The following is a 26,815-nucleotide window of genomic DNA, read 5'->3' as shown; positions in this document are numbered from 1 at the left end:
CTCACAGGACGTCGTCGAGCCAGTTGAAGACCTCGTCCTGCATCTCGTGGGTGAAGACGTGGCCGTGCTCCGGCCACGTCTTCGTCCGCATCCGGTCCTCGGCGTGGCGTGACCGCCAGACGGCACGCAGCTTGTCGTACGCGACCCGTACGCCCTCGGCCGGGAACAGCGTGTCGAGCCCGCCGTTGAGGAACAGCATCGGCCGGGGCGCGGCGATGCTCGCCACGTCGGGGATGTCGAGGTGCCGAGCGAGACCCGGGTGCAGCATGTAGTACGCCGACTGCCCGCGCAGCGTGTTGTTGCCGGGCACCATCATTTCTTTCAGCCCGGTCATCCAGCACACGCTCGCGGCGGCCGCGATGTGGTCGCTGAGGGCGGCGGTCTGCCAGGCGCGGTAGGCGCCCATGGAGAAGCCGACGGCCGCGACCCGCCGGGCATCCACCCGGTCGAGTCCCGCCAGGAAGGCGGCGGCCCGCTGATCCTCCCGTGCCATGAGCCCGGCGAGCGAGGAGCCTAGGTTGTAGAAGTTGGCGGCGAGGGCCTGCTGCTGTTCGTAGGCGAGCGGCCCGCGGTCGCCCCAGCCGAGCGCGTCCAGGCACAGCACCACATAGCCGCGCCGCGCCAGTTCGTCACCGACGAACCGTCCGCTGAAGTACTTGTCCGCCCAGGCCCGGGCGGAGGCCAGACGCGTGTCGTCGTACCAGGGACGGACGAGTTTCTCCTTCCCGATGTCGAACCTGGCACCGTGGTCGTGCAGGAGCAGCACGGCGGGGAAGGGGCCCCTGCCGTGCGGGGTGAGCAGGGCGCCGCGCACGCGTTCGTATCGGGTGAGGGAGACGGTGACCAACTCCCTCGTATATCCCTCCCCTTGGGCACGACCACCGCTCTCCGGTGCGTACGGCGTCCCGTCCTGCCGCTCGACGAGCAGGTGCTCTTCGACCCTGGCCCGGGCGGCACGCCGCCAGGCGCGGAAGTCGCGGACCGGGGATCGTCCCCAGGCGAGCGGGAAGGTGAGGGCGTCCTTCAGTGCCGGGTGGAAGTCGGGCAGCGGGCCGTCCACGACCGCCGCATCCGCCCCGCTCACCGCTGCCCCGGCCAGCAGCGCCGTGCTCGCCCCGACCACGAACGTCCGCCGGCCGAGCGGCTCATGGGTGCCCATACGACCTCCCTGTTCCGGCGTGCCGCAGCACGTACCCCTCCACCGCCGACGGGGACGTCAGGGCGCGGTAGTCGTACACGTCGGCGGGATCCCAGCCGACGTCGGTCCCGAGGCCGAGACCGCTCGCCACGGCGTTGAGCCGGGCGGGCCGGCCGTTGAACCAGGAGCCTGTGTCGCGGAACCGTTCGCCCCCGTAGTCCGCGAGGGCGAGCGACGGCCGTCCCCCGGGATACCGGAAGACGTTGCGCTCGGAGAAGATCGCGGACTCCACGCCCACGCCCAGGGCGTAGAGAGGTGCCTGCCCCCGGTGGACGTTGTTGACGACGTGCACCTGCCCGAAGCGGACCCGCGGGGCGCGCTGCACGATGCCGCTGAACAGGTTGCGGACGAAGGTCACCTTGAGGTGCCCCCGGTCCCGGTCGCCGCGCCCGTCACCCGACCCGATCAGGATCGCCTTGTCGTGGTCCTCGAACCGGCTGTCGGAGACGGTGACGAAGTCGGAGCCGTCCTCGATGTCCAGCAGTCCGTCGTGCCGTTGCACGCGCTCGCCGTGGAAACCGAGGGGCGCCTCGCGGTCGGGGAACCGGCCGTCGGTGAAGGTGCAGTGGTCGATCCAGATGTTCCTGCCGGTGATCACGGTGAGGGCGTCGAAGCGGGCGTTCCAGCTGCCGTGCGTGCCGTCGTCCGGGGACCAGGAGGTGAAGTGGTCGACGGGTGCCTCCAAGTGCAGGTTCCGCACGACGATGTCGCTGCCGGTGTTGACCGTCAGGAACACCCCGAGCAGCCGGGCGTCGCGGCCCACGCCGACGAGGGTCGTGTTGCTCGGCACGGTGAGCTGGATCTGCGCCTTCTCCCTGTTCGACCCGGTCTGGCGCAACTGCCGCTGCTGCTTGCAGTGGTCGAAGCGGGTGTCGGACCAGACGGCGCCGTCCTCGCCGAAGCAGGACATGTACTTGAGGAGGTCGTATCCGGGCGCGTAGTCCTGCTCGCCGAGCAGGGAACCGTCGTCGCTCTCGTGGCCGTTGATGTCGCCGACGACCCGGACCACCTTGGGCGCGGTGGGATCGCCGTCGTTCGCCAGGGCGGTCTTGAGTTCGGCGCGGGTGTCCACCGTCCAGATCCTGCCGCCCGCCCCGCCGCTGGTGCCGGAGCCGGCCGAGGCCCAGCCGACGGGGGCGCGTTCGGCGGCGGAGGCCGGTGAGGCCGGCCAGAGCAGGCAGAGACCGAGGAGGAGTACGGCGGCCCTACGCATAAGGCCGCCAGTCGCCGAGGTAGGTCTCCCTGGTGTGCAGCGCGGCCTGCGCGCGGCCGAGCCGGGGCCGGTTCTCCGGCACGGAGACGGCGGCGCCCGGCCCGGTGTTGCGGTACTCGGCGAACCGCATCGACTGCCAGGGGTAGGCCTCGCGCATGTCGGTGTACGGGGCCACCGCGTCGATGCCCGGCCCGATCCGGGTCTCCCGCACCATCAGCGACGGCCAGGCCGTGGTCTCGTACGACGGCACCCAGGGCCGGGCCAGCTTGTAGGCACCGTCCTCGGCGCCGGAGGTGATGCGGCAGCGGACGGCGAGGATGCCGTAGGGGTTCGCCCGGGCCGTGGAGGGCGCGAAGACCATGCCCTTCGGGGTGAAGTCCACATCCCGTGCCAGCGTGCGGAAGTGGCACTGCTCGAACACGGCGGTCGCCCGCCCGAAGACGAAGTCGACGTCGCCCTCGATGTAGCAGTGCCGGAAGTACTGCCGGTCGAAGGTATCCAGAGCGCCGGTGTCGACGAAGAGGGTGTCCTGGTGGGCCAGGAGCCGGACGTTCTCGAAGCGGGTGCGGTCGCCGTACGTGTACGCCGCGACCGCCTGGGTGCCGGTGATGTCGGGATGGTCGGCGCGCAGCCAGTCGTTGGCCAGGGTCAGGTCGCGGACGGTCAGCCCGGGGGCCGCCGAGGTGAAGGTGGCGGAGCCGGCCGTGCCGTAGGTGCCCGAGCCGTCAGGCCTGGGTGTGCCGTTGGCGTTGTCGTACACGATGACGACGTCCCGCGGGTCCCGGGTGGCCCCCCTGAGGGTCAGGCCGGTCTTTTCCGCCGGGACGCCGACGACCTCGCGGTACGTCCCCGGGTGCACGACGACGGTCCAGCCGGGGCCGTCCACGGCGTCCACGGCGGTCTGCACGGACTCGCCGGGGCGGACGTGCAGGACCCGGCGACGGGCGAGTGCGGCGAAGGCGGGTGCGGCTCCGGTGGCGACGAGGCCGCCGGCGAATCCGGTGAGCAGGGTGCGCCGGTGCACTCAGCACGCCTCCTTCCACGGCTCCCAGTCGCCGAGCCAGGCGGCGCGGGTCGCCGACCGGGCCTGCCGGGAGGTGAGCTGGGGCCGGTTGGCGGGGACGGAGATGTCCGCGCCCGGTCCGGTGTTGCGGTACTCGGCGAAGCGCTGGGCCTGCCACGGATAGGAGTCCGACATGTTGGCGTAGGGCGCGACCGCGTCGATGCCCGGACCGAGCCAGGTGTCCCGGACGGTGAGCATGGGACGGGCGGTGGTGTCGGAGCTGGGCACCCAGGGGCGGGCGAGCTTGTAGGAGCCGTCGGGAGCCTCGCTGTCGACGCGGCTCCTGGTCACCAGGTACCCGAGCGGGTTGGCGGCGGCCGTCGACGGGGCGAAGACGAAGCCGTACGGGGCCGAAGACAGGTCGGTCCGGTCCAGGGTCCGGAAGCGGCACTGCTCGAAGACGGCGGTCGCCCGCCCGAAGACGAAGTCGACGTCGCCCTCGGCGTAGCAGTGGGCGAAGTACTGGCGGGCGAAGGCGCCCAGCGCCATCGAGTCGGCGTACAGGGTGTCCTGGTGGCCGAGGAACCGGCAGTGGTGGAAGGCGGACCGGTCGCCCTGGACCTTGAGGGCGACGGCCTGGGTGCCGGTGACGCCGGGGTGGTCGGCGCGCAGCCAGTCGTTGGCGAAGGTGATCCAGCGGGCGGTGAAGCCGTCGGCCTGCACGGTGGCGGTGGCGGAGCCGGTGGTGCCGTAGGTGCCGCCGCCGGGCTTGGGCGTCCCGGCCGCGTTGTCGTACACGATGACGACGTCACGGGGGTTCTCGCTCGCCCCGATCCAGGTCATCCCGGTACGGCCGGGGTCGACGGCGACGGTCTGCCGGTAGACGCCCGGGGCGATGACGAGGGTGTGTCCGCTGCCGGTCGCGGCGGCCACGGCGTCCCGGACGGTGGTGAAGTCACCGGCGCCGCCCGGGTGGACGTACACGGTCTTCGGATCGCGGCGCGCGACCGGTGAGCCGTACCGGCCGAACGGGCGCGGCCGGGTGCCGGCGGCCCGCGCGGGGACGGCGGCGAGGCCGACGGCGGCACCCGCTGCGGCGCTCGTGGCGAGGAACGTCCGGCGGGAGAGGGAGACATGGGGCTGCGAGAGCATACGGCTGCTCCTTCGCGGTGCGGCTGGTGCGGGGTTCTTGCCAGTGGGGAAAAGGCCGGGGCGGGGATGCGATGCGGTCCGCCCCGGCCGGTTCACGTGCCGGTCAGGGCCGGATCAGGTCAGCACACGCGGCCTGCGCCCGAGCGGGCGTCGACGATGCCCGGGACCGCCTTCGCCGGGTCGACGCCGGCCCGCAGCGTCGGCGTCCAGCCGGCGCCCGACTGGAGCGTCTCCCCGGGGATCTCCGCGTTGTGCACGGCGATCAGGTCGACGGCCTTGCCGTTGACGACGTTCGCGTTCGCGGTGACCGGCGCCTCGTTCCACTTCTTGAGGATCTTCGCCGGGCTGGTGCCCGGTGCCAGCGTGAACGCGTTGTGCTCGGCGACGAGCCGGGACTCCTTGCCGATGCCGTAGACGTAGCCCCACTTCTGGCCCTTGGTGACCACGAAGTGGTTGTTGTACGAGTCGACCTGCCCGAACCGCACCCGCGGCGCCCGCTCGACGATGCCCTCGAAGCGGTTGTGGTGCAGCGTGACCTTCAGCTTGCCCGTGTCGTCGGCGGTGGCGCTGTCGCTGTTGCCGATGAGCATGGTCTTGTCGTGGTCCTTGAACGAGTTCCAGGACACGGTGACGTGGTTCGAGCCGCGCACGACGTCGAGCAGCCCGTCGTGCTGCTGGTAGGTCTTGCCGAAGTACGACGGCAGGGAACTGTCGGGGTAGCGGCCGTCGGTCAGGGTGTTGTGGTCGACCCACACATGCGTGGAGCCGTAGACGACCACCCCGTCGTACTCGCTGTTCCAGGCGCCGGTCTTGTTGTCGTCGGTCGGGTCCCACTGCGGGAAGCAGTCGACCGGGGCCTCGATGGTCAGGTTCCGGACGATGACGTTGTCGACGCCCTTGATCTGGAGGCTGCCGCCGAGGATCCCGGAGTTCTTGCCCACGCCGATGATGGTGGTGTTGGCGGGGACGATCGCCTTGATGGTCTTGTCCTGCTGGGCGGCGGACGCGGCCCGCAGGTCCTCCTGCTCACCGCTGACCGGCTTGTCGTGTCCCCAGACGGCGGGGTCGTAGGCGGCGAGGTACTTCTGGAAGTCGTACCCCTCGGCCTCGAACGCCTCGCAGCCCTGGGAGACGGCGTCGATCATCCCCTTCACCTTGATGATCCTGGGCGCGGTCCCGCCGTCCTTCAGGGCGGCCCGGAACTGCTCCCAGGTGGTGACGGTGTAGACGTGCGCGGCATCGGCCGCGGCACCACCCGTGGTACCGGTGCCGTACGCGCCCCACCCGTCGTTGGCCCCGAGCGTCTGGCGGGCCACGTCCCGGGGCCCGGCCTGCGCGGCGGTACCGCTGACGGACAGCACGAGCGCGGCGCACCCGACCACCGCGGCGACCTTCACTCCGCTCACTCTGGCATGATCATGACACTTCCGAACGTTCATGGTGCGGCTCTCTTTCCGTCTGCTTGGGGTGTGTTACGCGGCGGCCTGCGGCCAGGTGATCCACGACTCGGGAATCGGCTCGTCCAGCCGGCGCACATCGCGCGGCCCGAGCACCCTGGTCCGGAGCAGCTCCCTGGCCACGAGCCGGGCCACGGCGATCGCGCCCGGCGGATTGAAGTGCGTGTTGTCCTGCTCGGTGGCGGTCCAGTTGAAGTACTTCTTCGTCTCCTCGACCCCGAGCTCCTGCCACAGGGCGAGCGACAGCGCCTGTACATCGAGCAGCGCGACCCGCTCCTCGGCGGCCAGAGCCCGCATGGCCGCCGGGTACTCGCCGTGCGTCGTCACGGCCTTCCCAGCGCCGTCGAACCTCCGCCGCTCCACGGACGTGGCGAACACGGGCCGCGCCCCACGGGCCCGGGCCCCCTCGACGTACATCCGCAGATGGTCCCGGTACGTCGTCCAGGGCTCGGTGTAGCGAGTGGGGTCCTCCGCCTTCTGGTCGTTGTGACCGAACTGGATGAGGAGGAAATCGCCGGGTCGAATGGCGGAAAGAATGACCTCCAGCCGCCCTTCGTCGACGAAGCTCTTGGAACTACGCCCGTTCACCGCATGGTTGGCGACCGCCAGCTCCTTACGGAGAAAGAACGGAAGCGCCATACCCCACCCGGTCTCGGGCGCGGCGTTCGCGTACTTCTGCGCTGCGGTGGAGTCACCGGCGATGTAGAGGGTGCGATTGCGGCTACCGGCAGCTTGTGCCGTACCGCTTACAGAGAGCGCGAGCGGCACCGAGGCGACAGCGGCAACGGCGACCTGTCTGCGACTGAGAGACATCAGAGAAACTCCCTAGGGGCGCGGGGCTGTATCGATTTGCGGCTCCGCCGCGTGGGCGCGACAAGCCAGGGACGGCCCGCACCCTGCGAACCACGGGCCGTCCCACGGCGAAACCCAGCAACAATCAACCCTTCTGCTGGTCCCACTCCTCCTGAGCCGCATTCAGCTGATCGGCCAACGTGTCCAGAAATTCCTTCGCGCTCATCTTCCCGAGCAGCACCTTCTGGAAGTTCGGCTCGTTGTCGGCCTTGGAGATCGTGTTCCAGTCCGGCAGGTAGTACGGCAACTGCACAATCGTCGTCGACCCGTCCGACAACGCGTCAGCGGCCAGCTTCGTGGGCTCGGCCTTCGAAATCCACGCATCCTTCGCCGCGTCCAAGTTCGACGGCACCTGCCCAGCCGACTCGTTGAACTTCGAGTTCTCCGCCTTGGACGTGGCGAACTCGATGAACTTCCAGGCGGCGGCCTTGTTCTTGGAGCTCTTGAACAGCCCCATTCCGTCGACCGGGTTGGAGACCTGGACCCGCTTCCCGCCGGGCCCGGTCGGCTGCGGAATACCGCGGAACTTGTCCACCCCGAGCGCCTTCACATGGTCCTGGTACGACCCGAGGTTGTGGTTCAGCATCCCGATCGTGCCGGAGTCCCACTGCGCGACCATCTTCGTGAAGTCGTTGTTGAGGTCGGCCGCGGGGGTGACCTTCTTGTACAGCGCCGCGTACTTCTCCAGCGCCGCCACGTTCTTGGGGTCGTTGACGGTGGTCTTCTCACCGCTGGAGTCCCAGAACGAGGTGATCCCGGACTGCCCGTACATCGCATCCAGCGCCTGGGCGATGGAACCGGCGCCACCACGGATGGTGTAGCCGAACTCGTTCTTGCCCTTGTTCGTGAGCTTGTTCGCGGCCTCGAAGAACCGGTCCCACGTCGTCGGCTCCTGGAGCCCCGCCTTCTTGAACAGGTCGGTGCGGTAGTACAGCACACCGTTGTTCGCGGAGGTCGGGATCGAGTACAGCTTGTCGTCGCCGCCGCCGGCCGCCTTCAGCGACTCGACCATGTCCTCGTTGAGCTTGCCGTTGAGCGAGGACTTCTCCAGCCGCTCGTCCAGCGGCTCCAGCGCGCCCTGTGCGGCGAACCCCGCGAGCATCGCCGCGCCGACACCGCCGACGTCCGGCAGACCGCCGCCCTGGAGGGCGGTGTCGACCTTGGACTGGTACTCGGTGGAGGCGATCCCGACGTACTCGACCTTGATGTCCGGGTTGGCCTTCTCGAAGTCGGCGATGATCGCCTTCCAGGCCTCGGTGCGGACACCGCCGTTGTTGTCCCAGAAGACGATCTTGCCCTTGCCGCTGCCGTCGGCGCCCTTGTCGCCGCCCGCCCCGCTGCCGTCGTCGCCGCAGGCGGTGACGGTCAGCGCGAGTACGGCCCCCAGGGCGACGGCCGTGGCGGCGCGCCTGCTTCTGCGATTGCTGATCTTCATTGGTCGGCTCTCTTCTTCTGGATCCAGCGGAACTTGAAGGTGTGGGGGGTCAGTGGCGGGCGTGGGGTGCCCAGTCGTCCGTGCCCCTGAGGTAGGCGGCCACGGTGTGGGGCCGCGCCTCCTGGTCGCTCAGCTGCGGACGGTCGGCGGTGACCGTCGCGCCCGGGCCGTGGTTGCGGTACTCGGCGAACCGCGCGTCCTTCCACGAGAACCCGCCCATGTCGGTCCACGGCGAGGACTTGATCGCGGCCGGCAGCGCGGTGTCCCGGATCAGCACCTGCGCGATCGCGTCCGGCTCGCCGCCCGGGTGCCAGGGCCGGCCCAGGTGGAAGGTGCCGGCAGGGGCGTCGCTGACGATCTTCGACCGGGTGATCAGGAACCCGTACGGGTTGCCCTTCCAGGTCGAAGCCGCCGTGATGTAGCCGTTGTTCGTGTCCGAGCCCCGGCTCAGCGCCCGGATCACCGACCGTTCGATCACCGTGGTGGCCCGGCCGTAGATGAAGTCGACGTCGCCCTCGATGTAGGAGTCGCGGACGTAGACCCGGCTGAGGGTGGTCAGCTTGGGGCTGTCGGTCATCAGGGTGTCCTGGTTGCCCAGGAAGGCGGTGTCCTCGAAGACGATCCGGTCGCCGGTCGTCTTCATCGCGAGCGCCTGCTCGCCCTTCAACTCGTGTGCGGCCTCGTCGAAGTCGTTGCTGAAGGTGAGGTTGCGGGCCGTCACGTCGTTCGCGGCGATCCGGACGGTGGCGCTGCCCGTCGAACCCCCGTACTCGGCGGGCGTGTCGAAGACGATGACGGTGTCGGAGCGGTCCTGTCCAGTCCCCCGCAGCACGAGGTTCGGCTTGCTCGCGGGGATGAACACCTTCTCGCGGTAGGTGCCCGGCGCGACGGCGATCTCGACGGCGGTGTCGTTGCCGTCGGGCACCGCGTCCACGGCCGCCTGCACCGACGGGTAGTCGCCCGGGACGTGCAGGACGACCGGGCCGCCGATCCGCTTCTGCGGCCCGGAGAACCGCTTCACCAGCGCGGGCACGGCGGCGGCCGGGTCGAGCCGGTAGGCGTAGAACGCGCCCGGGTCGAACGCGGTGCCCCACGCGTCGTGCCGGCCCGTGGTGTTCCGCAGGACCGACCCGCGCTGTACCAGCTCGGCGGTGGCGTCGGCCTGGTAGGGGTGCTGGACGCCGTCGTAGAAGCTGTTCTCGATGACCATCTTCGTCCGGCCGCGCGACCAGTTGCCGTACGTCCACACGGGGTCGCCGTCGGACAGCTGCGAGGACAGGTAGTTGTTGTAGAGGTGGGCGTAGGCGACGTTGTCGGCGGACGGGTTGCGCTGCTTGGTGGCGCGGAACCAGTTGTGGTCGACGGTGATCTGCGTCTTGACGTTCGGGGTCCAGCCGATGCCGAAGGTCTTGTTGTTGTCCGTGAACTGGTTGTAGGAGACGGTGACGTACTCGCTGTCCTTGCGGATGTCGAGCTGGCCGTCGCAGATCCGCGAGAAGCGGATGTGGTCGATCCACACATGGTGGGCGGTGTCGAGGCGGATGCCGTCGTAGTCGGTGTCCTTGCAGTCCCAGTTGCCCTCGATGGCCGTGTCGCGGATGGCGAGGTTGCGGATGATCACGTTGTGCGTGCCGGGGTCGAGGGTGAAGCCGCCGTGCACGATCTCGGCGGTGTCGCTCACGCCGATGATGGTCTTGTCGGAGGCGACGGGTATCTCCGTGCCGAAGGGGTCCATGTCCAGGGAGCCCTTGACGCGGATGACGTACGGCTCCTCGGCCGCCGCGTACTTGGTGAGGGCGGCCTGGTCGGTGACGGTGACGACCTTGCCGCCCGCACCGCCGGTGGTGCCGCCGGCGAGGGAGGCGAAGCCGTGCGGCCGGTCGGTCCAGCGGTCGGCGGCGGGCCCGGTCTTCCGGGACTGCGGGGCGGCCTGTGCGTCCCCGAGTGTCCCGAGGCTCAGCGCGGCGACGAGGCCGAGCACGGCGGCCACGACCTTGCCGTGTCCCGGTCTCGACAAGCGCTTGCTACGGAGGTGCGTCATTGCGGCTCCCAACAGGCTTACGGCTGAGGTGCGTTACGAGGCGCTGATCCGGAACTGGGTGAACGTGGCGGCGCCGGCGTGTCCCTGACCGGCGGGCGCGAGGGCGACGAGGCCGAGCAGGGCGCCGACCCAGCGCCACGGGGTGGCGGTGAAGACCGGGCCCGACGGCCGGAAGCCGTCGCCGACGTCGGCCGAGAAGCGGCAGCGGGCACCCGCGCCGATCTCGATCCGCAGCCGGGCCCGGCCCTCGGGCGCGAGCCGCGGGTGGGCGGCGTCGCGTTCGGCCTCCGCGACCGCCTCGGCGAACCGGTGCACGAGGTGCGCGGTCCCGTCCGCGCCCCGCTGGAGCCCGATCCAGCCGAACGCGTCCCCGAGGACCGCGAGTCCGGCCCGGGCCCCGGGCTCGTCGCTGTCGAGCCGCAGGTCCACCTCGACCGTGCAGGGCGTGCCGGGCAGCCGCTGGGTGAGCACGTTCGGCAGCTTGCGCAGGTCGTGCGCGTCGGCCGAACGGACGCAGGTCAGCCGGAGCCCGTCCCCGGAGTGCTGGGTGGCCCAGCCGTCGCCCGGGTTGGCGGTCCACTGCCACTGGCGGCCGTACCGTCCGCCGGGGAAGTCGTCGTCGGTGGCGGGCGCGGCCGGCGGCTGCGGCGGCAGGTCCGGCTTCTCGTGTACGGCGACGGGGGCGCCGTCGTCCCCGAGCACCGGCCAGCCGTCCGGGCCCCAGCGCATCGGCTGGAGGTGGACGACCCGGCCGTAGGCGCCGCGCTGCTGGAAGTGCAGGAACCAGTCCTCGCCCGAGGCGGTGCGCACCCAGCCGCCCTGGTGGGGGCCGTTGACGTCGGTGTCCTTCTGCTCCAGGACGATCCGCTCCTCGTACGGCCCGAAGAAGCCGCGTGAGCGGAAGGCGCCCTGCCAGCCTGTCTCCACTCCTCCGGCGGGGGCGAAGATCCAGAACCAACCGTCGTGCCGGTAGAGCTTGGGACCTTCGAGGGTGAACCAGCCGGGGATGCGGTCGCCGTCGACGATCACCTTGCCCTCGTCGAGGAGTTCGGTGCCGTCGGGGCGCATCCGGTGGCCGGTGAGGCGGTTCTTGATGCCGGAGCGGGACTTGGCCCAGGCGTGGACCAGATAGGCCTCGCCGGTGTCCTCGTCCCACAGGGGGCAGGGGTCGATCAGGCCCTTGCCGGCCTTCAGCAGGTGCGGGCGGGTCCAGGGGCCTCTGATCTCGGGGGCGTTGACCTGGAAGATGCCCTGGTCAGGGTCGCCCCAGAAGATCCAGAAGCGTTCGTCGTGATACCGGAGGGACGGGGCCCAGACGCCGCAGTCGTGGCGGGGGCGCTCGAACTCCTCCGCCGGTTCCAGGCGTTCGAGGGCGTGGCCGACCAGTGTCCAGTTCACCAGGTCGCGGGAGTGGAGTAAGGGCAGCCCGGGGGCGCGGCCGAAGCTGGAGGCGGTCAGGTAGAAGTCGTCGCCGACGCGGACGACGTCCGGGTCAGACCAGTCGGCGTCCAGGACCGGGTTGCGGTAGGTCTCGCTGGTCACGGGCTCACCGCCTTGCGGACGAGGGCCGCCGCGGCGTCCCGGTCGAGACGGCCGTCGGCGACGACGGTGACGACCCGGCGGACGACGGTCTCGCCCGGCGGGATGGGCAGCCGCTCGGCGTGTGCCAGCGAGGAGCCGACACCCGGGTACTCCTCGGTGCGCACGAACCACGGGTCGCGGCGGGTCTGTTCGGTGGCGCCGACGAAGACCAGCGTCCAGGTGCCGCCCCGCAGGGCGAGCCAGTCGGCGGGCCGGCCGTGGACCTGCTCCTCCCCCTCGGCCTCGGCCGAGAAGACCTCCGGCGCGGAGGACTCCTTGCGGGCCCGCCAGAAGAAGCCGCCGTAGGCCGCGCCCGGTCGCCCGTTGGTCGCGGGGCTGCCGATCGACAGAGGGTCCTTGGTGACGTTGGTGAGGGAGAAGGTGAGGTCCAGCGCCCAGGCCTGGTCGGTGAGTTCGGTGGCCGCGACCGTACGGCGCTCGCGCAGCAGCTCACCGCCCGCCGCCACCCAGCGCAGCTCCTCCACGAAGCCGTCCGGGTCACGCAGCTGGAACGCGACGTGCCGCTGGGAGCCGTGGTTGTCCAGCTCGGTCGGGCCCTGGTCGCGGACGTAGGTGCGCCCGCCCCAGAAGTTGAACCCCTCGACGTCGGGAACGGCGACACCGACGCCGAGGTGGTGTGCGTGGTCGGCGGGGGTCAGCTCGGTGACCGCCGTGCCGGCCAGGGTGGTGACGGGGTGCAGATACGGGCGCGGGGAGAGCCGGGCCGGCAGCTCGGGCCGGGTGACGTACCGGCCGACCGGCCGTCCCGCGACACGCAGCACCGCGGTGTCGTTGCTGCTGGTCATCTGGTGCTCACCTCTTTCGACAGGTGCTCCGCGTTCAGCGCCCAGGGGGCGCCCAGCTCGGAGTAGAGGGAGAGGGTGTCGGCGGCGGCCGCGACGAGCCCGTCGACGCCGGGGACCACCCGGCGGTTCTCGCCGGGGATCCGGTGCCAGGCGGTGTCCGGCAGGGGCGCCGGGTCGGGCGCCGTGCGGATGGCCTCCACGACCTTCATGAAGGCGCCGGTCTCCTCCGGCGGGACCAGCAGGTCGGCGCCGGTGGTGAGGTGCGCGACGAGGTTCTCCAGCAGGTCGGTGCGGCCGTGCTCGAACTCCTGCGGGCCGTGCCCCGCGCGCTGGAGCAGCACGCGGTCCTGCTTGTACCAGAAGGTGATCCGGCCGGTGCTGCCGTGCACCAGGACGTACGGCTCGTCCGCCCGCTCGGCGCACAGGGTCGCGGCGACGGTGACCGGGTGGCCCTGCGCGGTGGTGATCCGGACGCAGGAGGTGTCGTCGGACTCGATGGCGTTGGCGCGCAGCAGTTCCGTCTCGATGCCGGTGACGTCCTCGGCGCGGGTGCTGCCGCCGAGGGCGAGGGCGGTCGCGACGGCGTGGGCGAGCGGGTTGGTCAGCGCTCCGTCGATCACGTCGACGCCGTTCAGCCGCCGCTTGCCCGCCCAGGGCGCCCGCCGGAAGTAGTCCTCGTTCCGCACCCAGGCACCGGCCCCGCCGAGCCCGACCAGTCGGCCGATCGCCCCCTCGGCGATCAGCTCCCGGATGGCGGGCACGGCGTGCGAGCCCAGCGACTGGAAGCCGATCTGGCAGACGACCCCGGCCGCGGCGACCCCATCGGCCATGCGGCGGAACTCCACGTAGGAGGGGGCGGGCGGCTTCTCCAGCAACACGTGCACGCCCCGCTCGGCCGCCGTGAGCGCGAGGTCGGTGTGGGTGGGGATCGGCGTGCAGATCACGGCGATCCGGGCGCCGGTGGAGTCCAGCAGGGCGCCGAAGTCGGCGGACTGCTCGGGCGTGCCCAGGCCGTCGAGCTCCTGATCGGTCAGCGGCGTCAGTTCGCAGACGCCGGCCAGCCGGACGAGGCCCTGCTTCTGGAGGCGGCGGATGTTCTCGACGTGCCAGCGGCCGTGGCCCCGGGCGCCGGCGAGGACGACAGGCAGAGGTGTCTTCATGGAGTCGATCATGCTTCCGGTCACGGGATCCTCCCCGCACCCGCGCCGCGGGCCACGGCCCGGTCGGCCGCGGCGGCGCTGTCGATCCGCCCGTGCAGGGCGGGCGTCCAGCCGACGTCGCCCGTCAGGTCGCGCTCACTGCCCGAGTTGTAGGCGTTGTAGATCATGAGCAGGTCAACCGGGAAGCCGTTGAAGAGCGTGCCGCTCTGGTGCAGGGCGCTGCCGTTCCAGCTCTTGACCAGGTCGGCGACCTCGACATGGCCGGGGGCGTGGAAGGCGTTGTTCTCGGCGTAGATCCTCGACTCGGTGGAGACGCCGAGGGAGTAGCGGTAGTCGTCGCCGGTGATCTCGTAGCGGTTGTTGTAGAGGTGCACTTGGCCGAAACGGACCCTCGGGGCGCGCTGGACGACCGACTCGAACTGGTTGTGGTGGAGGGTGACCCGGAGCTTTCCGCGGTCGCCGGTGGCGGTGTCGCCGTTGCCGATGAGCATCGCCTTGTCGTGGTCGGCGAACCGGCTCCAGGAGACGGTGACCAGGTCGGAGCCGTTCGTGATGTCCAGCAGTCCGTCGTGGCGGAGGTAGTTGCGGGCGAAGTGAGTGGGCTCCTCGGCGTCGGGGTGGCCCTTGTCGCTCAACGTCACATGGTCGACCCACACATGGGTCGCGCCGGCCAGCCAGATCGTGTCGTACGCCGTCTTCCAGTCACCGAGGCCGCCGGTGTTGGGCTGCCAGACGGGGAAGCAGTCGTAGGCGTCGCGGATGTCGAGGTTGCGGATGATCACATTGTCCGCGTTCCGCACCTGGAGGCTCGCGCCCTTCAGCACGGCCGCGTCGCCGAGCCCGACGATCGTGGTGTTGGAGCCGACGGGCAGCACGACCCGCTCGGCCTGCCGGGCGGCGGAGGACTGGCGGGCCTCCTCCTGCGGGCCACTGGGCTTGGCGGCGCCCCAGGTGCGGGGGTCGTAGGCGGCGAGGTACTTCTTCAGGCTGTAGCCGCCGGTGGCGTAGTCGGAGCAGTCGAGCCGGTCGCCGTCGTCGTCGGTGTTGGCGTCGATGGTCCCGGCGACCTTGATGATCTTCGGGGTGTCGCTGCCGCCGTCGAGGGCGCGGACGAGTTCCGCGCGGTTCTTGACGGTGTGGACGTGGTCGGCGTCGGCGGCCGCGCCTCCGGTGGTGCCTCCACCCGCGGAGGCCCAGCCGTCGTTCGCGGGCAGGGTGTCGCGGCTGATGTCGCGGTCGTCGGCATGGGCGCGGTCCTCGGCGTGGGCGGGGACGCAGAGCACGCCCACCAGCCCTGCCGCTATGGCGAGTCGGCGCAGTCTCATCCCTTCACCGCCCCCGCGCTGAACCCGGTGATCAGCCACTTCTGGATGAAGGCGAACACGAGCACGACCGGCACGGCCGCGATGATGCCGCCCGCGGCGAGGGCGCCCAGGTCGACGCTGTCCGCGCTCATCAGGGTGTTCAGGCCGACCGGGATGGTCTGCTTGTCCTGGTTGTTGAGGAACATCAGGGCGAACAGGAAGTGGTTCCAGGAGTGCACGAAGGCGAAGGAGCCGACGGCGATCAGGCCCGGCCGCAGCAGCGGCAGCACCACGATCCGGAAGGCCGTCATACGGTTGCAGCCATCCACCCACGCCGCCTCCTCCAGGGAGTACGGCACGTTCTTGATGAAGTTGCTGATCAGGATCATCGACAGCGGCAGCTGGAAGACCGTCTCGGCGAGGATGACGCTGCCGAGGCTGTTGATCATCTGGAGTTCGGCGAAGATCTCGAACAGCGGGACCAGCAGCAGCGCGCCCGGCACGAACTGGGAGCACAGCAGGGCCAGCATGAACGCCCGCTTGATCTTGAAGTCGAACCGGGCGAGGGCGTAGCCGCCGGCCAGGGCGACGAGGGTCGTCATGACCAGGGTGGCGACGCCGACGAGGACGCTGTTGGCGAAGTAGGTGCCGAAGCTGCGCTCCGTCCAGACCTTCTCGAAGTGGTCGAAGGTCATCGGCCAGGGCACCAGCGAGGTCGAGCCGGCCGGGCGCAGGGCGAACAGCAGGATCCAGTAGAAGGGGATGAGGGTGAAGACCAGGTAGATCCCCAGCGGCAGGTAGATCTGCCAGCGGGGGGCCTCGTCCCAGGCGCGCTTCCCCTTGGCGGGGCGCGGCGGTTCGGGGGCCATGGACACCGGAGCGGGCGCCGCCTTGGTGGCTTCCTTGACGCTCACTTGCTCTCGCCTCCGAACTTGCTCAGCCGCAGATAGACCATCGAGCAGAAGAGCAGGATCACGAACGCGACCGTGGTCAGGGCGGACGCGTAGCCGAAGTTGTGGGCGTCGACCGAGGTGTTGGCGATGTAGAGCGGGAGGGTCGTGGTCTCCCCCGCCGGACCGCCGCCGGTCAGTGTGTAGAGCAGGTCGACGTTGTTGAACTCCCAGACCGCGCGCAGCAGCGTGGACAGGATGATGGCGTCCTTCAGATGGGGCAGCGTGATGTGCCAGAACTGCTTGAGACGGCTGGCCCCGTCGACCTCGGCGGCCTCGTAGAGGTCCTTCGAGACGGACTGGAGGTCGGCGAGGATGAGGATCGCGAAGAACGGCACCCCGCGCCACAGGTCGGCGACGATCGCCGCCGGGAACACCGTGGAGGTGTCCGACAGCCAGCTGGTCCCGTAGGAGCCGATGCCCATGTCCGCGAGGTAACGGGTGATGCCCGTCTGGGAGTTGTAGAGCAGCACCCAGATCGCGGAGGTGAGCACGCCGGAGACGGCCCACGGGGAGAAGACCATCGCGCGGCCCAGGCCCCGGCCCACGAAGGTCTGGTTGACGATGAGGGCCAGCGCGAGACCGAACAGCAGCTGGAGGCCGACCTCGACGAAGACCCACTTGGCGCTGAAGACGAGGGTGTCCCAGAAGACCGGGTCCTCGGTGAAGGCGTGGACGAAGTTGTCGAAGCCCGCGTATCCGTTCCGCCAGGGCTTGGTGGGGTTGTAGTTCTGCAGGCTGTAGTAGAAGACGCTGATGACCGGGTAGGCGATGAAGCCCAGCATGAGCAGGGCGGCCGGTGCGATCAGCAGGTACGGGAGTTTGCGCGGGGTGGCGGAGGCACGGCGCCGCCGGGGTGGCGCGGGCGGTTTCGCCACGGCTGCGGCTTGGGCCATGACTGTTCTCCGTTCTCAGTACGTCGTGGTACGTCGTGCGTCGGTGCGTGCGCGGGAAGCGCTTTCTTCCCGGGCAGGGTCGTGCCGGGGTCGTGCTGAGGAGCAAAGGTGGTGCCGGGGTGGTGCGGTGGTTCAGCCCGCGTACGGGTCCTGCACCTTGCCCGTGCGGGCCAGGAACTCGAAGTCGCAGCCGGTGTCGGCCTGCGTGATCTGCTCGTTGTAGAGCGCGCCGTAGCCGCGCTCGTACCGGGTGGGCGGCGGCGTCCAGTCCGCCCTGCGCCGCTCCAACTCCTCGTCGTCCACGTGGAGATGAAGCGTGCGCGCCTCGACGTCGAGGGTGATGGGGTCGCCGGTACAAACGAGGGCGAGCGGTCCGCCCACGTACGACTCGGGAGCGACGTGCAGCACGCAGGCGCCGTAACTCGTGCCGCTCATCCGGGCGTCGGAGATGCGGACCATGTCCCGCACGCCCTGCTTGAGCAGGTAGTCGGGCAGCGGCAGCATCCCGTACTCGGGCATGCCCGGGCCTCCCTTGGGACCGGCGTTGCGCAGCACGAGCACGTGGTCGGGGGTGATGCCGAGCGACGGGTCGTTGATGGTGCGCTGCATGGTCTTGTAGTCGTCGAAGACGACGGCGGGCCCGGTGTGCTTGAGCAGGTGCGGCTCGGCCGAGATGTGCTTGATGACGGCGCCGTTCGGGCAGAGGTTGCCGCGCAGCACGGCGACCCCGCCCTCGGCGGCGACCGGGTTGTCCCGGGTCCGGATGACGTCGTCGTTGTGCACCTGCGCGCCGGCGAGCTGCTCTGCGAGGGTGCCGTTGACGGTGGGCCGGTTCAGGTGCAGCAGGTCGGTGATCCGCGAGAGGAAGGCGGGCAGGCCTCCGGCGAAGTGGAAGTCCTCCATGAGGTACGTCTGTCCGCCGGGCCGGACGTTGGCGAGCACCGGCACGGTGCGGGCGATGCGGTCGAAGTCGTCGAGGGTGAGCTCGACGCGGCAGCGACCCGCCATCGCGATCAGGTGGATGACGGCGTTGGTGGAGCCACCGAGCCCCAGCACCGTGGTGACGGCGTCCTCGAAGGCCTCGCGGGTGAGGATCCGGGACGGCTTGAGCGCCGTCCAGGCGAGCTCCACGGCACGGCGCCCGGAGGCGGCGGCCATCCGCTCGTGCCCAGAGTCCACGGCCGGGATCGAGGAGGCGCCCGGCAGCGTCATACCGAGGGCTTCCGCCGCCGCGGTCATCGTCGACGCGGTCCCCATGGTCATGCAGTGACCGGGGGAACGCGCCAAGCCACCCTGCAGCTCCCGCAGTTCGCAGTCGGTCAGATTGCCCGCGCGATGCTCGTCCCAGTACTTCCACATGTCGGTGCCGGACCCGAGGGTCTCACCGCGCCAGTGGCCCGGCAGCATCGGCCCCGCGGGCACGAAGAGGGCCGGTACGTCGGCCGAGGCCGCGCCCATGAGCAGCGCGGGCGTCGACTTGTCGCAGCCGCCGAGCAGCACCGCCGCGTCGACCGGGTACGACCGCAGCAGTTCCTCCGTCTCCATCGCGAGCAGGTTGCGGTAGAGCATCGGGGTCGGCTTCTGGTACGTCTCGGAGAGTGTGGCGACCGGGAACTCCAGCGGGAAACCGCCGGCCTGCCACACACCCCGCTTGACCGCCTCGGCGCGCTCGCGCAGATGGACATGGCAGGGGTTGATGTCGGACCAGGTGTTCAGGACGGCGATCACCGGGCGGCCCAGGTACTCCTCCGCCTCATAACCGAGCTGCCGCATACGGGCGTTGTGCGACCAGGTGCGCAACTGACCCTCGGCGCCGTACCACTGGTGGCTTCTGAGGTCCTCGGGGGACAGCCGGCCGGTCATATCGACCACCCGGCGGCGATCGCGGCGACCTCGGCCCGCTCGCCCTCGGGCAGTTGCCTGCTCGGCGGGCGGACCTCGCGGCGGCACAGGCCGAGGGAGGCGAGGGCCTCCTTGACGACGGTGACGTTGTTGGCGGAACCGCTGTCGGCCCGCAGCTCCTCGAAGCGGCGGATCTGCTCCCAGACCTTCATCGCGGCCGGGTAGTCGCCGGAGCGCAGCGCCTCGATCATGTTCAGGGAGACGGCCGGGGCGACGTTGACCAGCCCGGAGGTGAAGCCGGTGGCGCCCGCGGAGAAGTAGGAGGGCGCGTAGGGCTCGGCGAGGCCGGCCACCCACACGAACCGTTCCAGCCCGGCGTCGCGGGCGAAGGCGGCGAACCTGGCGGCGTCCGGGACGGCGTACTTCACGCCGATGACGTTGGGGCAGGCGTCGGCGAGTTCGGCGAGCCGGGCACCGGGGAGCTGCGCGTTGCGGATGTACGGGACGACGCCCAGCTCCGGCACGGCCTGCGCGATGGCCCGGTGGTAGTCGACCCAGCCGGCCTGGGAGACGTACGGGTGGACGGGCTGGTGGACCATCACCATCTGGGCGCCGAGGTCACGGGCGTGCCGGGCGGAGGCGACGGCGGTCGGGACGTCGTGCCCGACACCGACCAGGACGACGGCCCGCTCCCCGGCCTCGTCGATCGTCAACTCGGTGACGAGCCGACGCTCTTCGGGGGTGAGGGCGTAGAACTCGCCGGTGTTGCCGTTCGGGGTGAGGGTGGTGATGCCGCCGTCGAGCAGGCGGCGCAGCAGGGCCCGGTAGGTGTCCTGCTCGACGGAGCCGTCCTCGGCGAACGGCGTCACCGGGATCGCCACCACGTCGGCCAGGGCCGCCCGCTGGGTCTCGAACGCCACGCTGCTCATTCCTGACCTTCCTGTTCCAGTTCCGCCTGGGGGAAAGCACGCTGCACGAAGGACGCGATGTGGGAGTGCAGGGCGCGGGCCGCGCCGTCGGCGTCGCCGTCCAGGGCGAGCCGCAGGATCTCGCGGTGCTCGCCGGCTTCCCGCTCCCAGGAGGGCGAGGCGGCCCACGCGACGGCGGAGACGAGGGCGGCCTGGTCGCGGACCTCGTCGAGCATCCGGCCGAGCAGCGGGTTGCCGCACGGCAGGTACAGGGCGCGGTGGAACTCCCGGTTGGCCAGGGAGCGTTCGGCGGTGTCGGTGGCGGCGTCGGCCCGGGTCAGCGCGGAGCGGGCGGCCTCCAGGGAAGCCCCGCGGTGCACGGCCCGCTTCAGCGCCTCGGGCTCCAGCAGCAGCCGGACGTCGTAGACCTCGCGCGCCATGTCCGCGTCCACCATGCGCACCGTGACGCCCTTGTACTGGTTCATCACGACCAGTCCGGTCCCGGCGAGGGTCTTGAGCGCCTCGCGCACCGGGGTCTTCGACACCCCGAACTGTGCGGCGAGTTCGGTCTCGACCAGCGCCTGGCCGGGCGTCAGCTGCCCGGTGAGGATGCGGTGTTTGATCCCTTCCAGCACGTACTGCGTGCGGGAGGGGATCGGCGTGGGCACAGAGGTCATGCGCGCCTCTCGGATCTCGCGTCCCTGGGGGATCGCGTATCGGATCTCGCGTATCGCGTCTCATATATGACGTACGAAGTACGACGCGATGACGGTAGGAGGGCGCGGTTGTTTCGTCAATGCTTCTGACGCAAGAAGCAGCAATCGCTTTCTACGACCTGGGTGTCCACCCCGGATCCCGCCCGCTCAGCCCCACCGCCCGCTCGAGCAGGGGCGCGTCCGGCCGGACGGGGACGACGGGGCCGAAGATCTCGCCCCGGCTGGGGTCGTCGACCGACGCGGCGAGGAAGTCGTGGCAGACCTGGAGCGCGGCCGGGTCGGGGGTGTACGCCTGGCCGGTCGCACGGGCCAGGTCCCAGCCGTGGATCACCAGCTCGTCGGTGGCGACGAGCCCCGCGATCTCGCCGGGCAGGTCCACGCCTCCGGCCCGGGTCATGCCGGTCCACGCGGCCGGGTCGCGCCAGGCCTCGGCCAGTTCGGCGAGGATCTTGGGCAGCTCCTCGCGCCAGCCGGGCCCGAGGTCCGGCAGGGCGGAGTCCGGGCTGGTGTCGGTCGTGACGCCCAGGTCCTTGCGGCCGGCGTCGCGGAAGGCGACGGTCAGCCCGACCAGGTGGCCCAGCAGGTGGCGCACCGTGTACTCCGGGCAGGGCGTCGGGGCCGCAAGGTGCTCGTCGGTGACGCCGTCGGCCAGGCGGGCCAGGACCGCCGTCTGCGGGCCGAGGTCGAGGGGCGGGGTGGTGTCGGTCATCCGCTGTTCCTCCTGGTTTTGTTTCCTGGGAGGTAGACCGACGGCGACCGCGGAACTCATCGCCCGGCCGCCCGTTTTCTACGGCACGTGCCCGATCCCCGCTCGCGGGCCTTAGAACCACGATGACCAGGCATGACGAACAGAACGGCCTGGCCCGTGGTGCGTGTCCTGCGCGACCGCGACGCGGGGCTCTGCCTCTCCGGCGTGGTGGTCTCCGGCTTCGGCACCTCGGCGCTGTGGCTGGCGTGCGGCGTGTGGGTGAAGGACCTCACCGGCTCGGACGGCCTGGCCGCGCTGTGCCTGCTCGCCATGTGGCTGCCGACCCTGGCCGGACCGCTGCTGGGCACGCTCGCCGACCGGGGCCGCCGCAAACCCCTGCTGATCGGCGTGAACCTGCTCCTGGGGGCCCTCCTGCTCACCCTCGTGGGCGTCGACTCCCCGGGCGATTTGTGGCTGCTGTACGCGGTGCTGTTCGTGTACGGCGCTGCCGGCGTCGTCCACGACGCGGCCGAGTCGGCGCTGGTGGCGACCGCCGTCGACCCGTCCCTGCTCGGCGACTTCAACGGCCTGCGGATGACGGCCACGGAGGGTATGAAGCTCCTGGCCCCGCTGGCGGGCGCGGGCCTGTACGCGGCGTACGGCGGTGCGAGCGTCGCCCTCCTGGACGCGGCGACGTTCGTCCTGGCCACGGGCGTGTACGCGCTGCTGCGGGTGGAGGAGGAGAAGCCCGCGCCGCCCACGGGCGGCCGCCGGGAGCGGACCGCCGAGGGCGTCCGCCATCTGTGGGCGCACCCTCTGCTGCGTCCCCTGGTGCTGGCGGGCGGCGCCACCATGCTGTGCGCCGGCCTGAACGGGTCGATGGTCTACGCCGTCGTCGACGACCTCGGGCGCTCCCCCGCGTACGCCGGTGTGCTGTACGCCGTACAGGGCGCTGGGTCGGTCGTGGTCGGCCTGTGCTCCGGCACCGCCCTGCGCCGCCTGGGCGAGCGGCGCTTCGCGGCGTACGGCATCGCCCTGCTGGCTTTCGCGGTGGCCCTGCGGGCGGTGCCGTCCGACCCTGTGGCGCTGGTGTGCAGCGCGGCGATCGGCGCGGGGCTGCCCGCGGTGCTGATCGCCACGCTGACCTCCGTGCAGCGCGAGACGCCGGATGCGCTGCTGGGCCGGGTCACCGCCACCGCTCACACGCTGGTGTACACACCGAACGTGGCCGGGCTGGCCGCCGGGGCGGCCCTGGTCGAGCTGGTGAGCCACCGGCCGGTGCTGGTGGCCCTGGACGTGGCCCTGCTGGTGACGGCGGTGCCGCTGTTTCAGCGCCGGGCGAGAGCGGAGCGGACCGTCTCCAGGTCGCCGTCGGACGCCAACCCGGCGTGATAGAGCCGCAGTTCGGTGGCGCCGAGCCGCCGGGCCTCGGCCGCGTCGGCGGCGAGCGTGCCGGGGCTGCCGCCCATGCCGGAGACCACGGTGAAGTTGGCGGCGATGACCGCGCCCGCCTTGCCCTGCCGGGCGAACGGCGTCAGGATGCCGGTGCCGCCCGCGCAGGGCACGACCACCCCGTCGGCGACGGACAGGACGTGCGCCGGGTCGACCCCCGGGTTGGCACCGACGTGGTAGGACACCGGATCCGCGTGCAGCAGCACCTGGAAGCCGTCGGGCGCGGCCGCCCGGACCGCCGCCACGGCCTCTTCCTGGAGCGTGCGGGCAGTCGTGTCGCGGTACGCGCGCGTGGTGTTCGCGAGCGTCTCGCCGAGGAGCTTCTCGACGCCCGTCCAGCCGCCGTCGGAGGGCGTCACCCCCTGCCACACCGGCTCCAGCGCGGTCCGTACGGCGGCGGCCAGTTCCTCGGCGTCCAGGCCGTGCCGGCCGTAGCCCTCCTGGCAGGACGGGCAGAAGCACAGCGCCATCAGGTACTGCCCGGCGTCGCCGAGGCCGACGCCGCCGGTCTTGTCGTGGGCGTGCAGGTGCTGCAGGCCGTACCAGCCCAGGGACTCCAGCTCGGTACCGCGCGCCCCGGGCCGTACGGCCGCCTCCGCCGCCAGGTCGGTCAGGTACGCGCGGGTGGCGGGCTGCGCGATGCAGGGCGCCCAGGGGTAGCGGTCACCGTAGGCGTTGACGACGGAGGTGTCGGGGTGCTCGGCGCCCAGGCGGGAGTTGTGCGCGAGGACGACCCAGGTGTGCACCTCCAGGCCGGCGTCCGTAAGCGCGGCGGCGGCTTCACCGAAGGCATCCCCGGGGGCCCAGTCACCAGCCGGGTAGGGGCGCAGCTCCCGCCCGTTCCAGCGGTCGCCCGCCGGGTACAGCACGGCGGCGTGCTCGGCGGTGACGATGCGGTGGCGCGGGTGGCGGGGCGTGAGCGCGCGCGTGGAGTGGTAGGCGGCGGCGAGCGTCACCTGCTCCATTCCCAGCGCGGCGATCCGCGCGGGCGCCTCCGGGTCCCCGTTGACATCCCAGGGGTAGACGAATGCCGACGCCTTCACTTGGCCTCCTCAAGCAGCGCGTAGCCGCGCTCGATCACTTCGGCGAGCTGCTTGACATGATCCCCGGTCGGCTCGTGCAGCGGGGGCCGCACCTCCCCCACGTCCAGTCCGCGCAGCCGGACGCCGGCCTTGACGAGGGCGACGGCGTAGCCGCGGCCCTGAGCGCGCAGCTCGACGAAGGGGCGGTAGAAGCCGTCCAGCAGCTTCTCCACCACGCTGTCGTCGCCGCTGCGGAGCGCCTGGTGGAAGGCGAGGGCGATCTCCGGTGCGAAGCAGAACACGGCGGACGAGTAGAGCGTGACGCCGAGGGCGCGGTAGGCGAGCTGGGTCTGCTCGGCCGTCGGCAGGCCGTTGAAGTAGAGGAAGTCACCGGGGACCTCGCCGCGCACGGCGCTGATGACGCGCTGCATGAGGTCGAGGTCGCCGAGCCCGTCCTTGAGGCCGATGATCCCGTCGGTACGGGCCAGTGCGACGACGGTCTCCGGCGTGAAGACGGCGTTGTCCCGCTGGTAGACGATGACCGGCAGGGGGGTCGCGGCGGCGATCTCCCGGTAGTGGCGCAGCAGGCCCTCCTGCCCGGCGACGACGAGGTACGGCGGCATGGCGAGCAGCCCGTCCGCCCCGGCCGACTCGGCGAGCCGGGCGTAGCGCACGGCGAGCGCGGTGCCGTACCCGGCGCCCGCGACGACCGGCACGCGCCCCTCGGTCGCCTCGACGGCCACCCGTACGCAGGCCTCGAACTCCTCGGGCGTGAGCGCGTGGAACTCGCCGGTGCCGCAGCAGGCGAACACGGCAGCGGCTCCGGCCTCGACCCCACGGCGCACGTGCGTGCGGTAGGTGTCGAGGTCCACGGAGCCGTCGGGGCCGTAGGCGGTGACCGGGAAGAACAGCGGTCCGCTGGGGATGCCGAGTCGGGCGGCGAGAGGGGCTGACGTCACGAGCTCTCCCGGTTCCATATTCATGATTGCCGTCTACATTTCTGAACGACTCCACGCTAAGGCGCCGCCTCGACGCCGGTCAAGCGCGCGAACCCGCCACGCACCAGCGGATTCACTCTTTCCGCGGCATACTTGACGGGCTCAGCCCCAGATCCTTAGCGTGTCCACGCATATGAATGCCGTGCACCCACCTGCACGAATACCGTGCACTGATCTGCACGGTGGGAGATTCAAGGAGACCGAGGATGCCCGCTCCCCGCACCGTCCTGCTCACCGGCGCCGCCGGTGGCCTCGGCACCCTGATGCGGGAGCTGCTCCCGGACTACGGCTACGAGCTGCGCCTGCTCGACCTGCGCCCGATCGAGGGCGCGCCGGACGCGATCACCGCCGACCTCGCCGACCGGGACGCCGTGCGTGAGGCGGTCCGCGGCGTCGACGCGATCATCCACCTCGCGGGCATCTCCCTGGAAGCCCCGTTCGAGAAGATCCTCAAGGCGAACATCGAGGGCACCTACCACCTCTACGAGGCCGCCCGCGAGGAGGGCGTCGGCCGGATCGTCTTCGCCTCCTCCAACCACGCCGTCGGCTACACCCCGCGCCCCCAGGGCGACGACCCCCTGATCCCGGTCGACACCCCCCGCCGCCCGGACACCTTCTACGGCCTGTCCAAGTGCTTCGGTGAGGACCTCGCGCAGCTCTACTGGGACAAGCACGGCCTGGAGACGGTCTCGGTGCGGATCGGCTCCTGCTTCCCCGAGCCGACCAGCGTGCGCATGCTCTCGGTGTGGATGAGCCCCGCCGACGGCGCCCGTCTCTTCCACGCGGCCCTGACCGCCGAGCACGTCGGCCACACGGTCGTCCACGGCTCTTCCGCCAACACCCGGCTGTGGTGGGACCTCACCACAGCCCGGGCGCTCGGCTACGAGCCGCAGGACGACTCCGAGCCGTGGGCCGAGAAGCTCATCGCCGAGCAGGGCGAGCTGGACCCGGAGAACGAGGCGCACGCCTACCTCGGCGGCCACTTCGCGACGGACCCGCCGATCTGGCCGTACTGACCGGAAAGAGTCGTCGCGAGAGGGCGGGCGGGCAGGAAACGGGCACGGCCCGGCTCCAGTCGGGCAGCGCCCTCAGGGGCGCGGGGAACTGCGCGATCAGCCACGACGCACCTGCGGACGGCCACGATCCCTCTCCGGCCCGCGGCGCAGCCCCAAGACCGAACGGGCACACCCGGGCACGAACACTTCCGCAACAGACCTGGTCCCCGTAGAGCACCCGCTGTAGAACTTCCCCCATGGCCCGGCCGAGGGCCCGAACGGGCAGCACAGCAGGAAGGCGGGTGACGGCCATGACCAGAACCGCGGAAGAACGCCAGCGCGAAATCGTCCGTGCAGCCCGCGCGAGCGGTTCCGTCGACGTCACCGCCCTCGCCGCCGAACTCGGCGTCGCCAAGGAGACCGTCCGGCGGGACCTGCGCGTCCTGGAGGACCACGGCCTGCTCCGCCGCACCCATGGCGGCGCCTACCCGGTGGAGAGCGCCGGCTTCGAGACGACGCTCGCCTTCCGCGCCACCAGCCACGTCCCCGAGAAACGCCGCATCGCGACCGCCGCCGCCGAACTGCTCGGCGACGCCGAGACCGTCTTCGTCGACGAGGGCTTCACCCCCCAGCTCATCGCCGAGGCACTCCCCCGGGACCGGCCGCTGACCGTGGTCACCGCGTCCCTCCCGGTCGCCGGCGCCCTCGCCGGGACCGACACCGTGTCCGTCCTCCTGCTCGGCGGCCGGGTCCGCTCCGGCACCCTCGCCACCGTCGACCACTGGACGACGAAGATGCTGGCCGGTTTCGTGGTCGACCTCGCGTACATCGGCGCCAACGGCATCTCCCGCGAACACGGCCTCACCACCCCCGACCCGGCCGTCAGCGAGGTCAAGACGCAGGCGATCCGGGCCGCCCGCCGCACGGTCTTCGCGGGCGTGCACACCAAGTTCGGAGCGGTCAGCTTCTGCCGGTTCGCCGAGGTCGGCGCGCTGGAGACGATCGTGACGAGCACCCTGCTGCCCGCGGCCGAGGCCCATCGCTACTCACTGCTCGGACCGCAGGTCATCCGAGTCTGACCCACCGATCCCCGTCCCCAGGGCTCAGCCACGCCCTGCCATGCCCCTTATATCCCCATACATCCAG

23 protein-coding genes are annotated in these 26,815 nt (G+C 71.1%); 3 read left to right on the top strand and 20 right to left on the bottom strand.

Annotated elements, in window-relative coordinates; translation table 11 throughout:
* Position 1: 1 nt before the first annotated feature.
* The 18 genes from ABZ192_RS05570 to ABZ192_RS05485 all read right to left on the bottom strand — a co-directional run bounded on the left by ABZ192_RS05570 (position 2) and on the right by ABZ192_RS05485 (position 21,223).
* Positions 2–1,159, bottom strand: coding sequence for a dienelactone hydrolase family protein (locus tag ABZ192_RS05570; protein ID WP_356923227.1), 1,158 nt, complete (start codon positions 1,157–1,159; stop codon positions 2–4).
* Positions 1,146–2,411 carry a pectate lyase gene (locus tag ABZ192_RS05565; protein ID WP_356923226.1) on the bottom strand — a complete coding sequence of 422 codons (1,266 nt, stop codon included), beginning with the start codon at positions 2,409–2,411 and terminating at the stop codon, positions 1,146–1,148. The genes ABZ192_RS05570 and ABZ192_RS05565 overlap by 14 nt, the downstream gene beginning before the upstream one ends.
* A complete protein-coding gene (locus tag ABZ192_RS05560; RefSeq protein WP_356923225.1) occupies positions 2,404–3,435 on the bottom strand; it encodes a pectinesterase family protein in 1,032 nt (343 codons plus the stop codon). Before ABZ192_RS05560 ends, ABZ192_RS05565 begins: the two co-directional genes overlap by 8 nt.
* Positions 3,436–4,566 (bottom strand): pectinesterase family protein, encoded by a 1,131-nt coding sequence (locus ABZ192_RS05555; RefSeq protein ID WP_356923224.1) that lies wholly within the window; start codon positions 4,564–4,566, stop codon positions 3,436–3,438.
* Positions 4,567–4,685: 119 nt separating this feature from the next.
* A complete protein-coding gene (locus ABZ192_RS05550; RefSeq protein WP_356923223.1) occupies positions 4,686–6,005 on the bottom strand; it encodes a polysaccharide lyase family 1 protein in 1,320 nt (439 codons plus the stop codon).
* Positions 6,006–6,038: 33 nt separating this feature from the next.
* The gene (locus ABZ192_RS05545; RefSeq protein ID WP_356923222.1) at positions 6,039–6,836 is read right to left on the bottom strand and encodes a rhamnogalacturonan acetylesterase; all 798 of its coding nucleotides are present in this window, start codon (positions 6,834–6,836) and stop codon (positions 6,039–6,041) included.
* Between the two features lie 124 nt (positions 6,837–6,960).
* Positions 6,961–8,310 (bottom strand): sugar ABC transporter substrate-binding protein, encoded by a 1,350-nt coding sequence (locus ABZ192_RS05540; RefSeq protein WP_356923221.1) that lies wholly within the window; start codon positions 8,308–8,310, stop codon positions 6,961–6,963.
* Positions 8,311–8,359: 49 nt separating this feature from the next.
* Complete coding sequence (locus ABZ192_RS05535; RefSeq protein ID WP_356923220.1) at positions 8,360–10,351, bottom strand: pectinesterase family protein; 1,992 nt, start codon at positions 10,349–10,351, stop codon at positions 8,360–8,362.
* A gap of 33 nt (positions 10,352–10,384) precedes the next feature.
* A complete protein-coding gene (locus tag ABZ192_RS05530) occupies positions 10,385–11,893 on the bottom strand; it encodes a family 43 glycosylhydrolase (RefSeq protein WP_356923219.1) in 1,509 nt (502 codons plus the stop codon).
* A complete protein-coding gene (locus ABZ192_RS05525; RefSeq protein ID WP_356923218.1) occupies positions 11,890–12,738 on the bottom strand; it encodes a PmoA family protein in 849 nt (282 codons plus the stop codon). The genes ABZ192_RS05530 and ABZ192_RS05525 overlap by 4 nt, the downstream gene beginning before the upstream one ends.
* Positions 12,735–13,910, bottom strand: coding sequence for a Gfo/Idh/MocA family oxidoreductase (locus ABZ192_RS05520; RefSeq protein WP_356923325.1), 1,176 nt, complete (start codon positions 13,908–13,910; stop codon positions 12,735–12,737). Before ABZ192_RS05520 ends, ABZ192_RS05525 begins: the two co-directional genes overlap by 4 nt.
* A gap of 8 nt (positions 13,911–13,918) precedes the next feature.
* Positions 13,919–15,223 carry a polysaccharide lyase family 1 protein gene (locus tag ABZ192_RS05515; RefSeq protein WP_356923217.1) on the bottom strand — a complete coding sequence of 435 codons (1,305 nt, stop codon included), beginning with the start codon at positions 15,221–15,223 and terminating at the stop codon, positions 13,919–13,921.
* Positions 15,220–16,116: a carbohydrate ABC transporter permease gene (locus ABZ192_RS05510; protein WP_356923216.1), complete on the bottom strand. Its 897-nt coding sequence runs from the start codon at positions 16,114–16,116 to the stop codon at positions 15,220–15,222. The genes ABZ192_RS05515 and ABZ192_RS05510 overlap by 4 nt, the downstream gene beginning before the upstream one ends.
* On the bottom strand, positions 16,113–17,048 hold the full coding sequence (locus tag ABZ192_RS05505; RefSeq protein ID WP_356923215.1) for a sugar ABC transporter permease: 936 nt from the start codon (positions 17,046–17,048) through the stop codon (positions 16,113–16,115). Before ABZ192_RS05505 ends, ABZ192_RS05510 begins: the two co-directional genes overlap by 4 nt.
* Before the next feature lie 132 nt (positions 17,049–17,180).
* Entirely contained in the window at positions 17,181–18,911 is a 1,731-nt protein-coding gene (gene araD / locus ABZ192_RS05500) for an L-arabinonate dehydratase (protein WP_356923214.1), read from the bottom strand.
* Complete coding sequence (locus ABZ192_RS05495; protein ID WP_356923213.1) at positions 18,908–19,819, bottom strand: dihydrodipicolinate synthase family protein; 912 nt, start codon at positions 19,817–19,819, stop codon at positions 18,908–18,910. Before ABZ192_RS05495 ends, araD begins: the two co-directional genes overlap by 4 nt.
* Positions 19,816–20,475 (bottom strand): GntR family transcriptional regulator, encoded by a 660-nt coding sequence (locus ABZ192_RS05490; RefSeq protein WP_279546672.1) that lies wholly within the window; start codon positions 20,473–20,475, stop codon positions 19,816–19,818. Before ABZ192_RS05490 ends, ABZ192_RS05495 begins: the two co-directional genes overlap by 4 nt.
* A gap of 151 nt (positions 20,476–20,626) precedes the next feature.
* The gene (locus ABZ192_RS05485; protein WP_356923212.1) at positions 20,627–21,223 is read right to left on the bottom strand and encodes a TIGR03086 family metal-binding protein; all 597 of its coding nucleotides are present in this window, start codon (positions 21,221–21,223) and stop codon (positions 20,627–20,629) included.
* A gap of 132 nt (positions 21,224–21,355) precedes the next feature.
* Here ABZ192_RS05485 and ABZ192_RS05480 point away from each other — a divergent pair, with 132 nt between their 5' ends.
* On the top strand, positions 21,356–22,594 hold the full coding sequence (locus ABZ192_RS05480) for an MFS transporter (protein WP_356923211.1): 1,239 nt from the start codon (positions 21,356–21,358) through the stop codon (positions 22,592–22,594).
* Here the strand turns inward: ABZ192_RS05480 and ABZ192_RS05475 are convergent.
* Complete coding sequence (locus ABZ192_RS05475; protein WP_356923210.1) at positions 22,531–23,697, bottom strand: hypothetical protein; 1,167 nt, start codon at positions 23,695–23,697, stop codon at positions 22,531–22,533. The genes ABZ192_RS05480 and ABZ192_RS05475 overlap by 64 nt on opposite strands.
* A complete protein-coding gene (locus ABZ192_RS05470) occupies positions 23,694–24,635 on the bottom strand; it encodes a 5-dehydro-4-deoxyglucarate dehydratase (RefSeq protein ID WP_356923209.1) in 942 nt (313 codons plus the stop codon). Before ABZ192_RS05470 ends, ABZ192_RS05475 begins: the two co-directional genes overlap by 4 nt.
* 245 nt (positions 24,636–24,880) lie before the next feature.
* Between ABZ192_RS05470 and ABZ192_RS05465 the strand changes: the two genes are divergently transcribed.
* Together ABZ192_RS05465 and ABZ192_RS05460 are read left to right on the top strand one after the other, a co-directional pair.
* Positions 24,881–25,690: an NAD(P)-dependent oxidoreductase gene (locus tag ABZ192_RS05465; protein WP_356923208.1), complete on the top strand. Its 810-nt coding sequence runs from the start codon at positions 24,881–24,883 to the stop codon at positions 25,688–25,690.
* Between the two features lie 290 nt (positions 25,691–25,980).
* Entirely contained in the window at positions 25,981–26,748 is a 768-nt protein-coding gene (locus ABZ192_RS05460) for a DeoR/GlpR family DNA-binding transcription regulator (protein WP_356923207.1), read from the top strand.
* Positions 26,749–26,815 lie beyond the last annotated feature (67 nt).

Source organism: Streptomyces sp. NPDC006235 (assembly GCF_040613735.1).
Classification (GTDB): domain Bacteria; phylum Actinomycetota; class Actinomycetes; order Streptomycetales; family Streptomycetaceae; genus Streptomyces.
This window is presented reverse-complemented; position numbering and strand designations above follow the sequence as displayed.

Coding starts and splice junctions, on each gene's coding strand:
- ABZ192_RS05570 (WP_356923227.1), bottom strand. CDS start 1,159: ATGGGCACCCATGAGCCGCTCGGCCGGCGGACGTTCGTGGTCGGGGCG.
- ABZ192_RS05565 (WP_356923226.1), bottom strand. CDS start 2,411: ATGCGTAGGGCCGCCGTACTCCTCCTCGGTCTCTGCCTGCTCTGGCCG.
- ABZ192_RS05555 (WP_356923224.1), bottom strand. CDS start 4,566: ATGCTCTCGCAGCCCCATGTCTCCCTCTCCCGCCGGACGTTCCTCGCC.
- ABZ192_RS05550 (WP_356923223.1), bottom strand. CDS start 6,005: ATGAACGTTCGGAAGTGTCATGATCATGCCAGAGTGAGCGGAGTGAAG.
- ABZ192_RS05545 (WP_356923222.1), bottom strand. CDS start 6,836: ATGTCTCTCAGTCGCAGACAGGTCGCCGTTGCCGCTGTCGCCTCGGTG.
- ABZ192_RS05540 (WP_356923221.1), bottom strand. CDS start 8,310: ATGAAGATCAGCAATCGCAGAAGCAGGCGCGCCGCCACGGCCGTCGCC.
- ABZ192_RS05535 (WP_356923220.1), bottom strand. CDS start 10,351: ATGACGCACCTCCGTAGCAAGCGCTTGTCGAGACCGGGACACGGCAAG.
- ABZ192_RS05525 (WP_356923218.1), bottom strand. CDS start 12,738: ATGACCAGCAGCAACGACACCGCGGTGCTGCGTGTCGCGGGACGGCCG.
- ABZ192_RS05520 (WP_356923325.1), bottom strand. CDS start 13,910: ATGATCGACTCCATGAAGACACCTCTGCCTGTCGTCCTCGCCGGCGCC.
- ABZ192_RS05515 (WP_356923217.1), bottom strand. CDS start 15,223: ATGAGACTGCGCCGACTCGCCATAGCGGCAGGGCTGGTGGGCGTGCTC.
- ABZ192_RS05505 (WP_356923215.1), bottom strand. CDS start 17,048: ATGGCCCAAGCCGCAGCCGTGGCGAAACCGCCCGCGCCACCCCGGCGG.
- araD (WP_356923214.1), bottom strand. CDS start 18,911: ATGACCGGCCGGCTGTCCCCCGAGGACCTCAGAAGCCACCAGTGGTAC.
- ABZ192_RS05495 (WP_356923213.1), bottom strand. CDS start 19,819: ATGAGCAGCGTGGCGTTCGAGACCCAGCGGGCGGCCCTGGCCGACGTG.
- ABZ192_RS05490 (WP_279546672.1), bottom strand. CDS start 20,475: ATGACCTCTGTGCCCACGCCGATCCCCTCCCGCACGCAGTACGTGCTG.
- ABZ192_RS05485 (WP_356923212.1), bottom strand. CDS start 21,223: ATGACCGACACCACCCCGCCCCTCGACCTCGGCCCGCAGACGGCGGTC.
- ABZ192_RS05480 (WP_356923211.1), top strand. CDS start 21,356: ATGACGAACAGAACGGCCTGGCCCGTGGTGCGTGTCCTGCGCGACCGC.
- ABZ192_RS05465 (WP_356923208.1), top strand. CDS start 24,881: ATGCCCGCTCCCCGCACCGTCCTGCTCACCGGCGCCGCCGGTGGCCTC.
- ABZ192_RS05460 (WP_356923207.1), top strand. CDS start 25,981: ATGACCAGAACCGCGGAAGAACGCCAGCGCGAAATCGTCCGTGCAGCC.